13 protein-coding genes are annotated in these 14,531 nt (G+C 56.2%); 1 reads left to right on the plus strand and 12 read right to left on the minus strand.

What is annotated here, in order from left to right:
• A partial coding sequence (locus LZ24_RS17290) for a hypothetical protein (protein WP_186443132.1) occupies positions 1–1,569 on the minus strand: 1,569 nt, incomplete at its 3' end.
• 115 nt (positions 1,570–1,684) lie between these two features.
• On the opposite strand from LZ24_RS17290, the gene LZ24_RS17295 reads away from it, so the two are divergent.
• On the plus strand, positions 1,685–2,017 hold the full coding sequence (locus LZ24_RS17295) for a DEAD/DEAH box helicase family protein (RefSeq protein ID WP_186443133.1): 333 nt from the start codon (positions 1,685–1,687) through the stop codon (positions 2,015–2,017).
• Here LZ24_RS17295 and LZ24_RS12825 read toward each other — a convergent pair.
• From LZ24_RS12825 to nifH, 11 genes are all read right to left on the minus strand, one after another.
• Positions 2,014–3,033: a homocitrate synthase/isopropylmalate synthase family protein gene (locus LZ24_RS12825; protein ID WP_144685742.1), complete on the minus strand. Its 1,020-nt coding sequence runs from the start codon at positions 3,031–3,033 to the stop codon at positions 2,014–2,016. The two genes, LZ24_RS17295 and LZ24_RS12825, sit on opposite strands and share 4 nt — an antisense overlap.
• Positions 3,034–3,089: 56 nt before the next feature.
• The gene (locus tag LZ24_RS12830) at positions 3,090–3,566 is read right to left on the minus strand and encodes a GNAT family N-acetyltransferase (protein WP_144685744.1); all 477 of its coding nucleotides are present in this window, start codon (positions 3,564–3,566) and stop codon (positions 3,090–3,092) included.
• Entirely contained in the window at positions 3,563–3,877 is a 315-nt protein-coding gene (locus LZ24_RS12835; protein WP_144685746.1) for a (2Fe-2S) ferredoxin domain-containing protein, read from the minus strand. The genes LZ24_RS12830 and LZ24_RS12835 overlap by 4 nt, the downstream gene beginning before the upstream one ends.
• 270 nt (positions 3,878–4,147) lie before the next feature.
• Positions 4,148–5,449 (minus strand): nitrogenase cofactor biosynthesis protein NifB, encoded by a 1,302-nt coding sequence (nifB, locus tag LZ24_RS12840; RefSeq protein WP_144685748.1) that lies wholly within the window; start codon positions 5,447–5,449, stop codon positions 4,148–4,150.
• A gap of 214 nt (positions 5,450–5,663) precedes the next feature.
• Positions 5,664–7,040 carry a nitrogenase component 1 gene (locus LZ24_RS12845; RefSeq protein WP_144685750.1) on the minus strand — a complete coding sequence of 459 codons (1,377 nt, stop codon included), beginning with the start codon at positions 7,038–7,040 and terminating at the stop codon, positions 5,664–5,666.
• A gap of 11 nt (positions 7,041–7,051) precedes the next feature.
• A complete protein-coding gene (gene nifE / locus LZ24_RS12850; RefSeq protein ID WP_144685752.1) occupies positions 7,052–8,407 on the minus strand; it encodes a nitrogenase iron-molybdenum cofactor biosynthesis protein NifE in 1,356 nt (451 codons plus the stop codon).
• Positions 8,408–9,318: 911 nt separating this feature from the next.
• Positions 9,319–10,695 (minus strand): nitrogenase molybdenum-iron protein subunit beta, encoded by a 1,377-nt coding sequence (gene nifK / locus LZ24_RS12855; protein WP_144685755.1) that lies wholly within the window; start codon positions 10,693–10,695, stop codon positions 9,319–9,321.
• Positions 10,696–11,013: 318 nt separating this feature from the next.
• Entirely contained in the window at positions 11,014–12,651 is a 1,638-nt protein-coding gene (nifD, locus tag LZ24_RS12860; RefSeq protein ID WP_144685757.1) for a nitrogenase molybdenum-iron protein alpha chain, read from the minus strand.
• A 36-nt stretch (positions 12,652–12,687) separates the two neighbouring features.
• Complete coding sequence (locus LZ24_RS12865; RefSeq protein ID WP_144685759.1) at positions 12,688–13,068, minus strand: P-II family nitrogen regulator; 381 nt, start codon at positions 13,066–13,068, stop codon at positions 12,688–12,690.
• A complete protein-coding gene (locus LZ24_RS12870) occupies positions 13,065–13,421 on the minus strand; it encodes a P-II family nitrogen regulator (protein WP_144685761.1) in 357 nt (118 codons plus the stop codon). The genes LZ24_RS12865 and LZ24_RS12870 overlap by 4 nt, the downstream gene beginning before the upstream one ends.
• Positions 13,422–13,611: 190 nt before the next feature.
• A complete protein-coding gene (gene nifH, locus LZ24_RS12875; RefSeq protein WP_144685763.1) occupies positions 13,612–14,436 on the minus strand; it encodes a nitrogenase iron protein in 825 nt (274 codons plus the stop codon).
• Positions 14,437–14,531: the final 95 nt, after the last annotated feature.

A 14,531-nucleotide genomic window follows, 5' to 3' on the forward strand; every position in this document is an offset into this window, starting at 1 on the left:
GGCCTTCTCCGCGTTGAAAAGAGCTTCTTCCCTGCGGCCGAGCTCACCGAGGCGGACGGCGAGATTATTTTTTATGTCTGCCAGTTGGGCCAGGATGGCATCCTCTGGTTTTTTCTCATAGGCTTTTTTCAGTTTTTCAAGAAGCAGCTCCGTGATTTCAAGGGCCTTTTCCCGGAGAGCCAGGGTATGATGGGGTAAGGCCCCTTCCAGGACAAAAAGGAGATCCGGGGTATGGGTTTTTCCCGTTTCAATCAGTGCCTCCAGCCACCCCATGGCCGCGCTGTTGTCGGTATGGTTGAAATCCTGAAGGGTGCGGATCACAAAGGGCACCACAGCGTACATATCCAGAGAATCCACCATGCGTTTCATGGTTTTTTTCTGTATGTCCATGGCGTACTTTCCAAAGATTCTCAGTACCAGGGCTTCTCCAAGAATATCCGGGAGCACCGGGGCAATGCCATGATCCGGGGCAGGCAGCAGCATGGAGAGTCGATCCACCAGTACGCCCGGCCCCTTGGCAGAGCTTTTTCCCAAAACATCGCATTCCTGTTTCGCCAGTTCCAGGGTCAGGGACTGGTTGAGTCCGCCGTTCATGGTGACCAGTGCGGCAAGATGGAGGAGAATGTCTTTTTCGTCATTCGGTCCTATTTTTGAAAGCCGATGTATTTCCCGATCCGCCAGCTTAAAGGCCAGTTCTGTACGGGGAAGCTCCAGAACTTCCACAATGCCGGAGCGCAGGGAAAGAAGGGCGGCCATCATGAGATAAAGGGGGTCTTTCCAGGTGGGCTTGGCAAGCTCCTGATCAAAAAGCGGGTTTTCACCGGGAAGGGGAATGGGGAGCGGGTTTTGCCCATGAAGCCGGGAAAGCCTTTCCAGCATGGCGGCCAGAAGCTCACGTCGATGTTCCGGGGTGTCGATGGTATCCAGCAGCATGGGTTCAGGGGGATCAAACAGTTCCGGAACGCGGGCTTCACTGAAACCGCCCTCAAAAAGATTTTGAAACCAGCCAGCATTCTTATCCGCCTCACGTTCCAGCAGCAGGATGCGCAGGGGCGGGCCGGGTTCAGCTTCCTCATTTTGTGAAAGCTCTTCCAGCCATGTCTTTAAGAAGGAAGTCAGGGCCGCGGCATAATCCACCACGATCAGAACAGGCTTTTGCCAGCCCCAGTCCGTCAGATTCTGCAGGTCGGCAAATCTCTTCAGCTCTCTGCCCGTTAAAAATCCCGCCTGCCACTTGTCGGCCTCTTCTGTATCAAGGCGGTGTATCAGCTCGATGGCCATGCGGGTTTTGCCACAACCTGCCCCGCCTGCAAGGGTGCGAACGGAGATGGTGCGGGGGGTGTGCAGCCATTCCCACAGTTCTTTTAAATTGGCATCACGGCCTGTGAGGGGGATGCTGCGGCTGTAGGGATTGAGCAGGTCAATTTCCTTTTCCGTCCGAGGGGCGCGATTTTTGGGTGGGATCAGGGTCAGGTAGGGGCGTTTGTAGTCTATATGATTTCCATCACCGGAAATCTGGATGATGACATTGCCGGAACCGTTTGCGGAAGCGTTTTGGCTGGAAACCATGGACAGATCCTTTGCTGAAGAGGCGATGACCTTGTTTGTTTGACATGGACAGGAAGTATTTAGAATAGAAAGGGGATAGCATGGATACAGGGTGCGGGCAAGGCTGCACGAAGCCATGGCCCTTGAATTCTGCGGCCCCTTCATCAACACGCCGGGCGAGTTTCTGGAAAACCGGCGCTTCTATCCCGCCCCCCTCTTCACCCGCAGGGTGCTGGGTGTGGTCTCAAGGGCCGAAGCCCCTGAAAATCAGGTGGAAAGGCAAAACGTTTCCTTCAGCAAAGACGAAGTGGGTGTCCTGTGGTTGCGTGTCCTGTGGTTGCGTGTCCTGTGGTTGCGTGTGGTTGCGTGTCCTGTGGTTGCGTGTGGTTGCGTGTCCTGTGGTTGCGTGTGGTTGCGTGGTTGGTCGATCCCGGGTGTCCTGTGGTTGGTCACCCATGGCAAGCTTTAATTTGCACCCACCAAACTTTCCCCCACCAAAGACGCTCTCCCCCCATGTTTCCCCGCCATAAACCGCACAGGAGCCAGCCCGTGGATCTCCGGTTCCATGGGCTGAAAGCTCAAGGGGTCGCGGAGCTGGCCGTGGCAGTGGATGCCGGATTCGTGGGTAAACACCCTTCCACCCGTCACGGGCTTGTCCGGCGGGAGAGGGCAGCCCGTAAGCCCTGCCACATGGCGGGAGAGGGGCCGCAGGGCTTTCGTGTTCACGCCATGGGGGATTTTTTTGAGGGTCAGGGCCATGACCAGCTCCTCAAGCCTTGCGTTTCCTGCCCGTTCGCCAAGGCCGTTGACCGTGAGGGACACGGCTTTGGCTCCGCTTTCAAGGGCGGTGAGGGCATTGGCTGTGGCCATGCCCAGATCATTGTGTCCGTGGAATTCCAGATCAAAGGGCGATTTTTTCTTTAGTATTTCAATAAGCCGGGAAATTTCGAGGGGGCTTGCCACACCCACGGTGTCGGAAATACGGATGCGGCGGATGGGAAAACCTTTCAGCTTTTCAAGAAGAGCCAGCATGTCTTCCACAGGGGTGCGGGTGGCATCCTGAAAGCCAAGGCTCACCCCTTCAAAGCGGCTGAGGGCAAGGGGCAGAAGGGTTTCAAGGCGGGTTTCAAGGATGGCCTTATCCCAGCCCAGCACCCGGAGCTGACGGGTGGAGACGGGAAAGGCCATGTGAATCCGTTTCATGCCGCAGGCTTCGGCGGCTTGCAGATCCTTTTCATGGAGTCGGCACCAGCCAAAGATGCGCTCCTTGGGAAGGGATTTTGCGATGTGGCGGAGATACCGGGCTTCTTCGCCTCCCATGACGGGAATGCCCGCCTCGATTTCATCCACCCCCGCATCCAAAAGCATGGATGCAAGGCGGATCTTTTCCGCCATGGAAAAGGCCAGCCCCGGTGTCTGCTCGCCGTCCCTTAAGGTGGTGTCGATGATGAGGGGTCGGGCAGGGGGGAAGCCCTTCTGTTCCATGGCTGATCCTTTCAAAAAGAACTTCTGTTTCCGGCCTTAAGGCAGTGCATGGCGGGTCAGGTCTCTTTCATTGGAATGGGATGGCGCAGGGCTACAAGCTGGGTGGCCTGCCATCCCGTATGGTGATAAAAAACAAGGGCCTGGGTGTTGCTGCGATCCGCAAGGAGCTGGATGCGGGTCATGCCCTGATCCCGGGACCATCGAATGGCCTCCTGAATCAGTGTCGTACCGATGCCCCGGCCCCGAAGCCCCTCTTTTACCACCAGATCCTCCAGAAGCCCCACCTCTCCGCCTTCCGCCGTGGAGATGAGGCCTTGCACCGTTACCATGCCGATGACGCGGTTTTCCTGTCTGGCCGTGAGCACAAGGGCATTTTTTTCACGGATCAGGGTGGAAAGGCCTGCGGCCTGTTTGGCGGCATCGGGTGTAAAATCCGCTTCCAGGGTAAAGAGACCCGCCAGCAGCTCCACCATGGCGGGGATGTCCGCATCAAGGGCTTTTTCAATGCTGAAGGCGGGCCTTTTGGATGTCATGGGGCCTGCCCCAGCGCAAGTTCCTGACAGACGGCCCCTTCCTCCATGGCATCGAGAATGGCGTCCACCGAAGCTTCGGAATCGACGCTTCCATACCAGGCATTCTGGGGGTAAATAACCATCACCGGGCCTTTTTCGCATTGTTTGAGACAGCCCGTGCTCACCACCTGGGCATCCAGCCCCCGGTCGAGGATTTCTTCTTCAATATAAGGTAAGAGGCTGGCAGCGCCCCTTTTGTGGCAGACCCCCTGGGGGTCGCCGGAAACGCGGAAACTTGCGCATACAAGGATGGTGTGCTGGGGAAGGGCCATGGGAGTTCTCCTTTGAGGTTTGTTTGAAAAAAGTAGATTTTTAACAACTGCTAAGCATGTTCGTTATTTAAATGTTTGATTTCAAATCTTTATTGTTTAAATGTTTCTGCATTGAATCGTGGTATGGGGGGATTCAGAGTCCTTTTGCCCTCACCCCCGGCCCCTCTCCCAGAGGGAGAGGGGAGAAGGGCAGGCACAGAGTCTTACACGGCTGCCTGCGGTCACCCATGGGAGGGGAGGCAGGCAGGGAGGCTATCCATGCAAAGCCATTCATGCCCCGCATCCCCCTGCGCCAGCGCCGGAACAGGCCTTGATGCTGCGGGTTTTGAGATGCATCAGAGATGCCCCGGAAAAGGCCGGGGTGAGGGCGGCCTCAATGAGTCCTTCCACTTCCGCGACATCCACGCCCGCCTGAAGCAGTACGGTTTTCGGGCGTTCCCCAATGCCGCTCACAAGGAGCATACGGCAGTCGGACAGAAGGGCGGCCATGTCTTCCCACCGGGATTCGCCTCCGCCCTTTGCCGGTGTGATCCGGGTATCCACCAGTTCAAAGTTTCCGTCCTGTTCCCGGAAGATCAGAAGGCTTTCCGCCTCGCCAAGGTGCTGGTTCACAAGAATGCCTTCTCTGCTGGCCACGGCGATGAAGGGCCGTTTGGGGCTGAGGATACGGCAGGAATCCTCCTTTGCTGGTCTGTGATTGTCGGGCAGTTTGGGCATGGCCTCGCAGGCTTTGAGTTTGGCCATGAGACCGGGGCTTTCCTGTTCGCCAAGGCAGCCCACGGCATCGGCCCGGCAGCGGGTGCAGTGGGTCATCTGGGGCAGATGAATGGCCGAGGCGGCCCGGATTCTTTGCACAAGATCCTTTCCCGGTTCCTCCAGATGGCCAAAGGCCGAGCCGGGGTTGGGGTAGTAGGGAATGCAGTTGAAGATATCGGCCCCAAGGGAGGCTGCGGTGCGGGCCACTTCGGGAATGTGGTCTTCGTTCACGCCGGGAATGAGGATGCTGTTCACCTTTACGGCAATGCCATGGGATTTGAGCCGGATCAGGGCTTCGCTCTGCTTTTCAAGGAGAATTTCGGAACCTTCCAGGGCCTGACGCACCCTTTTTTCGTGGCGGACCCAGGCATAGATGCGGCTTGCGATTTCAGGATCCACGGCGTTCATGGTCAGGGTCACATGGCTGACCTTAAGATCCGCCAGCTCTTCGATGTAAGGCCCGATGCCAAGGCCGTTGGTGGCAAGGCAGAGCAGGATGTCCGGATACTGCTGACGCACAAGGCGCAGGGTTTCCAAGGTTTCACCGGCATTGGCAAAGGGATCGCCGGGGCCTGCGATGCCCACCACGGAGATGTTCTTTTTTTCCGCAAATACATGGTCGAGATAGACCAGCGCCTGATAGGGCGAAAGGATACCGCTGGCCACTCCGGGGCGGCTTTCGTTGACGCAGTCGAATTTGCGGTCGCAGAAACGGCACTGGATATTGCACCGGGGAGCCACGGGCAGATGCACCCGTCCATGGGTTTTGCGTGCGGCCTTGTTGAAGCAGGGATGGTTATCAAAGATGGATGACATGGGAGCCTCCTTGGTTTTTTAGATGATCTGTCTGGATGCCCGGTTTCTGTATTCGGGGCAGACCCTGTTTTGATCTTTCTGAGGGAGAGCAATTATTCAGCAAATTTCCCATATCCCTCTGGTGTAGGGGCAGGCCCCTGTGCCTGCCCTGATTTTGGGCAACCATGGGGGGGTGCCCCTGCATGAAAACCCATGGTTAATTCAGGTTTTGTCTTCATAGATAGGAAAACCCCACCCCAGTGGCCTCCTGCCGCACTTCGAGAATGCCGTTGCAGATGCGCTCAAAAAGCTCCCGTGCGCCGCCATAGCCCAGTATGCGGATGGAGGGGCCGCCCACCCGGTCGTGGATGGGAAAACCCACACGGATAAGCGGCGTTCTGGTTTTTCTCGACATGGCGTAGCCCTTGCTGGAGCCCATGAAAAAGTCCGGCGGATTTTCTTCGGCAAGCTTTTCAAGGGTGGCGTAATCGGCCCCTTCCACCACCTGCATGCCTTCCTGCTCCTCTTTGGAAAGAAGACTTTCCAGCGCTTTTTTCAGATGGCCGGAGCGGCTTCCTGATGCGGCCACAAGGGTTTTCACGCCGATTTCCGCAAGAAAGGGCACAAGGGCTGCCACCAGATCCTCATCCCCGAAGACCATGGCCTTGAGACCGGAGACAATTTTATGGCTGTCCACATAGGCATCAATGAGCCGGGAGCGTTCTTCCAGCAGCATCTTGGGAATGGCCTGCCCGCTGAGATCCTGAAGAAGGGCAAGGAAGCGGTCTGTGGCCCGGATGCCCACGGGAAGCCCCTGAAAATGCGGCGCAAGGCCGGATTTTCTGCCAAGGATTGTTAAGGGGGACACCTCCCGCAGGCTGGATGCGGCCCCCAGATGCAGGCCTGCTTTTGCTTCTGCCATGTTCTGCAAACTTTCCAGAGACGCACCACCACGGGGCAGGGTCTCGTATTCCTCCCACTGGCCGCCATCGAGGGTTTCTGAGCTGTCCGGCACAAGGCAGGGGAAAAACCCCATGAGACCCACCAAATCCTTCAGATGACGCTGATCCGCAGGGGAGAGTGCTGCGGTGAAAAGGGGCAGAAGCTCTTCTCTCTTTCCGGCCATGTTCGAAGGGCCTTCCGGAAGAAGCTGCTCCACGAGGGCGGAAAGGCTTTTCCAGTAGCCTTCCCCATGGCTGCCGCCGTAGCTGGGGGTGGAGGCAAAAACGAGGGGCGGACAGTCCGGGTTGGCTTTCCGGATTTCCTTCAGCATCATGGGCACATCGTCGCCAATGGTTTCCGAAAGGCAGGTGGAGGCAATGCCAATGATTTTAGGCCTGTACTGGCGCAGGATGTTGTCGATGGCCGTGCGCAGGTTGGCCCCGCCGCCGAAGATGGCCGTGTCCTCATGGAAGTTGGAGGAGGCGATGTCCACGGGTTCTTTGAAATGGCTGATCATGTAGCGGCGGATGTAGGTGGCGCAGCCCTGGGAACCGTGGAGCAGGGGAACGCAGCCTTCCACACCCTTGAAGGCCAGAGCCGCCCCAAGGGGAGCGCAGAGGCTGCATGCGTTTTCCGTGACGGGTTTCATGATTTCTTCGGAATGGAACATGACGCCTCCTTTTATATGCGGGCCTTGCGGTCAAAAAAACGGAACACGGGGCTGGTTACGGTGGCGTGCACTTCCCTTGCAAAGTTCACCATGCCCTCAAAGCCCGCCAGCGGGATTTTCCGTTCGTGGTTGTGGTCGCAGAAGCCAAGGCCAAGCTTGAAGGCAATGGGCCTTTCCTTTACCCCGCCGATGAAAAGATCGGCTCCCTTTTCCACAACGCAGGCGGAAAGCTCCAGAGGGTTGGCATCGTCCACAATGAGGGTGCCGGGTTTGCAGATCCGGGCAAGTTCCTCATATTCGTCCCCGGCTCCCGTCTGGGTGCCTGCCATGACCACCTCCATGCCCAAAGCATCCAGTGCCCGGATGAGGGAAAAGGCCTTGAAGGCCCCGCCCACATAGAGGGCGGCCTTTTTCCCCTGAAGATCCGTTTTATAGCGCTGGATCTCCGGCAGGATGGCCCGGATTTCCTCCCGCACCAGATCCTTGGTACGCTCCATGAGATCCCTCTCTTCAAAAAAGGAAGCCACATCGTAAAGGGCTTTGGCCACATCCTCGATACCGAAATAGGACACCCGGATGAAGGGAATGCCAAAGGCCTTTTCCATGTCTCTGGCAAGGCCGGTCATGGAGCCGGAGCACTGCACCACATTGAGCTTTGCCTCCGGTGCCTTCATGATTTCCTCCACCCGGCTGTCTCCGGTCATGACGGAAACCACATCGATCCCCATACGGCGGTAATAGTCTTTGATGATCCAGGCTTCGCCGCCGATGTTGAATTCCCCCAGAATATTGATGGAAAGGGGGCGGGAAGCGGGCAGAGCCTTTTGATCGAACAGGGAGAAGAGGGCGGTACAGGCGGCCTTGTACCCGTCTTTTTTGGTGCCCTTGAAACCTTCGGAATGCACGGGCCGTACGGGAATGCCCGTTTTAGCTTCCACCTTGCGGCAGACCGCCTCCACATCGTCGCCAATGATGCCGATGATGCAGGTGCTGTACACAAAGGCGGCTTTGGGTGCATATTTTTCAATGAGGTGGAGGAGGGCGGCTTCCAGCTTTTTTTCGCCTCCGAAGATCACATCCTTTTCCTTGAGGTCGGTGGAAAAGCTTAAGCGGTGCAGCTCCGGCCCGGAAGAGAGGGCACCCCGGATGTCCCAGGTGTAGGCGGCGCAGCCGATGGGGCCGTGGACGAGATGCAGGGCATCGGCAATGGGGTAGAGCACCACCCTGGAGCCGCAGAAGACGCAGGCCCGCTGACTGACGGAGCCTGCAAGGCTTTTGGTGTCGCAGCTCAGGGTGCAGGGAGCCTCACCCGTTTTATGGATGGCGTTTTTTCTTTGTTCCAGTATGGAAAAACCTTGGTTCGGCATAAGTCCCCCTTTGCTGTTAAGCCCCTCTTTTTTATGCGGGCCGTGGATGGGCAGTTTGTGGCACACAGGCCATTGTATCGACCCGGTTCCTGAATAGGACAGCCGGGCTGTTTGTGAGTGGGCTTATTTCAGGGCGTTTTAGTGACCCTTTTGTCCTCATCCCCGGCACTCAGACTAACAAGCTTCAGCAAATGGAACAGATCCGGTTTGTAGCCTGTGTGCCGGGCAAGGCCCCGGCCCCTCTCCCAGTGGGCTGGGCTTTACCCACAATTTTTATCAAGCCTGTTGAGTTGCAAAAATGTAGTTTTGAGGGTGTCCAAATGCTCTTTTTCCCTCACTTTCCTTAATCTGATTACTACCCTGACTCAGCCACAGCTTGCTGGTCAGATTGTTGCCAGGCCTATGGTGTGCCGGCTTTAATACGGGCAGGCGCAAGGCCTGCCCTTAACGCTTGGTTTTTACGGCCCCTGTTTTGTGTAGGGGCACCCTTTACGGGTGCCCGTAAACAAGCGTAAAATCTGGTCATATAATTTCCATGATTAAGGTTTGTATGGCTGAAAGACAGTGCTAATCAAATTCCTTAATGACCTTAAAGTCCTTAAGGTCATTAAGGTCCTTAACGACAATACTAACGACCGGTCTCAAGGCCATAAAGGAGCAGGTAGGGCAGACACAATCTGCACCTGCGAATGAATTGCGCAGCCACTGTTTTGTAAAGAAAGGCCCCTGTGCCTGCCCCTTGGGTGAGAGTTCCATAAAGAATATTCTCACCCAAGGGGGGGAAACAGGTCTGCTGCCCACCAGTTCCTCTATGTTAGTACCCCTGATTTCATAATTCCGGACTTATGGGTAAAGATAAGCCCAGTGGGAGAGGGGAGAAATAGAGACTGTGCGCCTTTCAGACCTCCCGCTCAGATCACCAGCTCAAAGGATTCTTCCGGGCTGTCCCGATCCTTGCGATCCAGAAGGGCATCCAGCATTTTTTCCATGAGCCGGATGCCGCCCATGTAGCCCACCGTGGGGAAATAGCTGTGGCCCACCCGGTCAAAGATGGGAAAACCGAAGCGCACAAAGGGCAGATCCTCATCCCTTGCCATGTATTTGCCGTAGGTGTTGCCCATGAGCAGATCCACGGGCTCCTTCTTGATCCACTGGTGGAGAAGGAAGAGGTCGCCATGGGCCTTGACGTTCACGGGCACGGGAAGGTGGGCGGTGAGTTCCCGGATTTTCTGCTCAAAGGCCTTGCCCGGTGTGCCCGTCACCACATGGACGGGGTGCATGTCCAGGGCCACGAGAAACTCCACCAGAGAGACAAGGGAGTCCGGATCGCCGAAAAGGGCCACCCGTTTCTGGTAGAACCAGGCCTGCATGTCCGTCATCACATCAAGGAGCTTTCCCCTTTCCACGGCAATGCTTTCCGGAACACTGACGCCGCCCACTTTCCTCAGTGTGTCCACAAAACGGTCTGTGGCCTGAAGACCGATGGGCAATTCCTGTGTATGGCAGGGAACCTTGCACAGGGTGTCCAGCTTGCGGGCCGCCAGATCGGAGGCCAGAGGGCCGAGGGCGATGGTGGCCTTGCTGTCTCCCGTGGCCTTCATTTCCGCAACCGTCACGCCGCCCTTGGGGTACATACGGAATTTTCCCGTCTGGGGTGCATTCAGCACATTGGAGGTGTCGGGAAAGACGATGGTTTTCAGGCCCATGAGACTGGCCATGCGCTTGATTTCCTCCATGTCCGAAGGTTCCACGTATCCGGGAATGATGTTGAGGGTTTCATTCCTTTTGCCCGTGGATTCGGAAAAGGCCTTCACCATGCCCTGCACCATGTTGGCGAATCCCGTGACATGGGAGCCCACATAGCTGGGGGTGGAGGCGTGGATCACGTATTTTCCTTCGGGCACCTTGCCTTCGTCTTTCGCCTTGATGGCGATCTGGTTGAGGTCGTCACCGATGGTTTCCGAAAGGCAGGTGGTGTGTACGGCAATGACATCAGGCTCATAGACCGTGAAGATGTTGTCAATGGCCTGAAGGAGGTTGGCCTGCCCGCCGAAGACGGAAGCGCCTTCGGTAAAGGAGCTGGTGGCTGCCATCACGGGTTCTCTGTAGTGGCGGGTGAGGGCCGAGCGGTGATAGGCGCAGCAGCCCTGGGAACCGTGGCTGTGGGGCAGGCAGCCGTGGAGGCCCAGCGCCGCATACATGGCGCCGATGGGCTGACAGGTTTTGGCCGGGTTGATCATGAGTCCCGTGCGTTCCACGGGTTCTGCGGAAGTATGACGGAGGAGCATGGGAATGTCCTTTCCTTGGATAATAAAAAATTCTGATTACTCACCTGACTCAGCTAGAGTTTGCTGGTCAGGTTGTTGCCAGGCCTATAGTGCGGGTTTTAATACGGGCAGGCGCAAGGCCTGCCCCTACGAATGGTTTTTACGGCCCTGTTTTGTGTAGGGGCACCCTTTACGGGTGCCCACTGGCATGCGTAAAATCTGGTTATATAATTTCCAGGATTAAGGTTTGTATGGCTGAAAGACTGTGTTAATCAGATAAAAAATTGAACCCCCGTGGGAGCGGGGAGGTTTCCGACTCCCACGGGGGCCACGGGCCTCTCAGGCAACCCAGGCGTAGTTGGCGGAGAGTTCAGGTTCAGCGGCCCATGGAGGCGTGATATAAGACCAGATCTTGGCGTTCACCATGCGCTCGATTTCTTCATAAAAATTGATGGCTCCCTTAAAGCCCGCATAGGGCCCGCCGGAGTCGTAGGAATGGAGCTGTTTCATGGGAATGCCGCTCTTCTGGATGGCGTACTTTTCCTTGATGCCAGCGCAGAAGATGTCCGGCTTGAACATTTCAATGAGCTTTTCCGTTTCAAAATGACTGATGTCGTCAATGACCAGGGTGTTTTCCTTCATGTCTGGCATGAGTCCGTCATATTCCCGAAAGGCCAGCCCCTCGCTTTCCAGCTTTTTCAGGCTTTCCTCATCCTTTCTCGGTGCGTAACGTTTTGGATCCGGCGTGATGTGCAGCTCTTCGATGTTGCGGGAATCCGCATCCACCTTGATGCTGGGCAGTACCCTGCGGCCTTCGTAGTCGTCCCTGTGGCCGAACTCATAACCCGCTGCAAGGGTTTCCATGCCCAGCTCACCGAAAAGATCCTGATAATGATGGGCGCGGGAACCGCCCACAAAGAGCATGGCCCGCTTGCCCTCACACCGGGGCTTTGCCTTTTCCAGAGAGGCTTTTACCGCTGGCATTTCTGCTGCAATCACTTCTTCCACCTTTGCCTTTAGTTCCTCATCCTCAAAATACTGGGCGATTTTGCGTAAAGACTTGGCTGTGGATTCCGCACCAATGAAATTCACCTTGATCCAGGGAATCCCGAACTTGCTTTCCATCATCTCCGCCATGTAGTTGATGGAGCGGTGGCACATGATGGCATTGAGATCCGCCGTGTGGGAGTTGGCAAAATGATCGATGGACGAGTTCCCCGAATAGGTGGAGACCAGGCTGATGCCGCAGGCATCGAGAATCCGTTCGATCTCAAAGGAATCGCCGCCGATGTTGTATTCGCCGAGAAGGTTGATGCGGAACTTTCCCTTGCCGATGGTGTCGTCCAGCCCCACCACATGGGTGAAGATGCCGTTGTTGGCGATGTGATGGCCTGCGGACTGGCTGACACCCTTGTAGCCCTCGCAACTGAAGGCAAAGACATTGATGCCGAGCTTTTCTTTCATTTCACGGGCCACGGCGTGAACATCATCGCCGATGAGACCCACGGGACAGGTGGAAAAAACGGAGATGGCTTTGGGATGAAAGAGATCAAAGGCTTCCTGAATGGCCTGTTTGAGCTTTTTTTCTCCCCCGAACACAATGTGCTCATCCTGCATGTCCGTGGTGAAGCAATAATTCATGAAGTTTTCGGCGGTATCGGATTCGGGTCGGGTCTGGTTGCGGCGGGTGAGCCAGGAATAGTAGGCGCAGCCCACAGGCCCATGGGTGATGTTCACGATGTCCCGTGTGGGGCCCAGCACAACGCCCTTGCATCCGGCGTAGGAACATCCCCTCTGGGTGATGATGCCCGGAACCGTGCGCATATTGGCACCCACTTCCGGCACCTTGCCCGTGCTGTCATTGCGGTTGACGAGAATCTGTTTGGCCCGTTTCCGGGCCACCTTGGTGGGGTATTTGGCAAGGATCTCGGCCTTTATCTTTTCAAGCTTTGCAGCCGTATTTTTTTCGTCGCTCATGGTCGTTTCCTTTTTCATGGGGTGGATTTTGCGGCCCTACACCTCATCCAGTACGGCTTCTCCCCGCTCCCCGGTGCGGATGCGGATGGAATCTTTGGCCTGAAGGACAAAGATTCTGCCGTCTCCGGATTTTCCCGTGCGGTTGACCCGGATGAGGGTGGAAACCACCTTTTCCACAAGGCCGTCCGGCACCACGATGGAGATCATGCGTTTGGGGATGAGGCGGCTGGAATCCCCCAGCTGGGTGATGGCTTCCTCAAAGCCCTTTTCCGCCCCCTTGAGCAGGGAAAAGTCCACAATCCCTTTGCCCCGGCCCAGCACTTCTTTGGCGGTCATGGAGGTGATACCCGCCTCCACCAGGGCTTTTTTGGTCTGGTTCATGCGGTTCATGCGAACGATGGCAATGACTTCCTTCATACCTGCACCTCCTCCATGCCGCCGTCGGGGCTTTCCTTGATGCCGGAGCTGATGGTGTAGGCTTCGACAATGGGGGTGACAAAGATCTTTCCGTCTCCGAAGGCCCCTTTGTCGCCGCTGCGGGCCGCCTTCATGATGGTGCGGATGACGTATTCACAGTCCGTATCCTTCACCACCGTAAAGAGCAGGTCTTTTTGAAGTTCATCATAGGTGATGTCGCCGATTTTAATGCCCCGCTGCTTGCCGCGTCCTACCACGGAGAACTTGGTTACTGCGGGAAAGCCCGCTTCCATGAGGTCGGAGAGAATACGGTCTGTGCGTTCAGGCCGGACAATGGCTTTAATAAGGTGCATGGGGTGGTCTCCTTTTTTTGGGGTCTCGCTGATTCTGGTTACGATTTTGTAATTTTCGGGGCGCGCAAAGGGCAGGGAAGCCTTGTCTTTCCCCATGGGCGCGGTGTTTTTTCAGGCAGGGGATGGGGTTTCCGGGCTGCCTTCGTCCTTTTTTAAAAAAGGGGGCGGGAAAAGAAGAATCCCTTTGGGGTCAGCCTGCAAGCCCGTAATCCATGAGGAGCTGCTCCAGTTCTTCAATGGCCAGCGGTGTCGGGATGATGTGGAGGTCGTTTTCTGAGATTTTTTTCGCCAGTGTGCGGTATTCATTGGCCTGATCATTGGCAGGCTCAAACTCAATTACGGTTTTGCGGTTGATCTCTGCCCGTTGCACCACATTGTCTCTGGGAACGAAGTGGATCATTTTTGTGCCTAAGCGTTTGGCCAGCTCCTCAATCATTTCCTTTTCATTGTCCACGTTCCGGCTGTTGCAGATCAGTCCCCCAAGGCGTACCGTACCGGCTTCCGCAAACTTCACAATGCCTTTGCAGATGTTGTTGGCCGCATACATGGCCATCATTTCTCCGGAAACCACGATGTAGATTTCCTCGGCTTTTCCTTCCCGGATGGGCATGGCAAAACCACCGCAGACCACGTCACCGAGTACATCGTAAAAGACATAATCAAGCTCTCTGCTCTCCGCATAGGCGCCCAGCTGTTCCAGAAGGTTGATGGAAGTGATGATGCCCCGGCCCGCACAGCCCACGCCGGGTTCCGGCCCGCCGGATTCCGTGCAGACCGTGTTGCAGAACCCGTCTTTCTGTACATCATCGAGGGTTACGTCTTCGCCTTCTTCCCGAAGGGTGTCCAGCACGGTGCGCTGTACCAGCCCGCCAAGGAGAAGGCGGGTGGAGTCCGCCTTGGGATCGCAGCCCACCACCATGACCTTATTTCCCATTTCCGCAAGTCCGGCCACGGTGTTCTGGGTGGTGGTGGATTTTCCGATGCCGCCTTTGCCATAGATAGCGATCTTACGCATGGTCTTTACTCCTTTATGAAAGATGAGAAGGACATGGCCGGATGAAGATGCTTTTCCGGCCATGGTGTTTCCGTGGAGACCGTTTTTAAAAAGTG

Origin of the sequence: Desulfobotulus alkaliphilus (assembly GCF_007830435.1) — a bacterium.
GTDB lineage: Bacteria > Desulfobacterota > Desulfobacteria > Desulfobacterales > ASO4-4 > Desulfobotulus > Desulfobotulus alkaliphilus.

Coding starts and splice junctions, on each gene's coding strand:
- LZ24_RS17295 (WP_186443133.1), top strand. CDS start 1,685: ATGGCCCTTGAATTCTGCGGCCCCTTCATCAACACGCCGGGCGAGTTT.
- nifB (WP_144685748.1), bottom strand. CDS start 5,449: ATGTCATCCATCTTTGATAACCATCCCTGCTTCAACAAGGCCGCACGC.
- LZ24_RS12830 (WP_144685744.1), bottom strand. CDS start 3,566: ATGACATCCAAAAGGCCCGCCTTCAGCATTGAAAAAGCCCTTGATGCG.
- nifH (WP_144685763.1), bottom strand. CDS start 14,436: ATGCGTAAGATCGCTATCTATGGCAAAGGCGGCATCGGAAAATCCACC.
- nifD (WP_144685757.1), bottom strand. CDS start 12,651: ATGAGCGACGAAAAAAATACGGCTGCAAAGCTTGAAAAGATAAAGGCC.
- LZ24_RS12865 (WP_144685759.1), bottom strand. CDS start 13,068: ATGAAGGAAGTCATTGCCATCGTTCGCATGAACCGCATGAACCAGACC.
- nifK (WP_144685755.1), bottom strand. CDS start 10,695: ATGCTCCTCCGTCATACTTCCGCAGAACCCGTGGAACGCACGGGACTC.
- LZ24_RS12825 (WP_144685742.1), bottom strand. CDS start 3,033: ATGGAACAGAAGGGCTTCCCCCCTGCCCGACCCCTCATCATCGACACC.
- LZ24_RS12835 (WP_144685746.1), bottom strand. CDS start 3,877: ATGGCCCTTCCCCAGCACACCATCCTTGTATGCGCAAGTTTCCGCGTT.
- nifE (WP_144685752.1), bottom strand. CDS start 8,407: ATGCCGAACCAAGGTTTTTCCATACTGGAACAAAGAAAAAACGCCATC.
- LZ24_RS12845 (WP_144685750.1), bottom strand. CDS start 7,040: ATGTTCCATTCCGAAGAAATCATGAAACCCGTCACGGAAAACGCATGC.
- LZ24_RS12870 (WP_144685761.1), bottom strand. CDS start 13,421: ATGCACCTTATTAAAGCCATTGTCCGGCCTGAACGCACAGACCGTATT.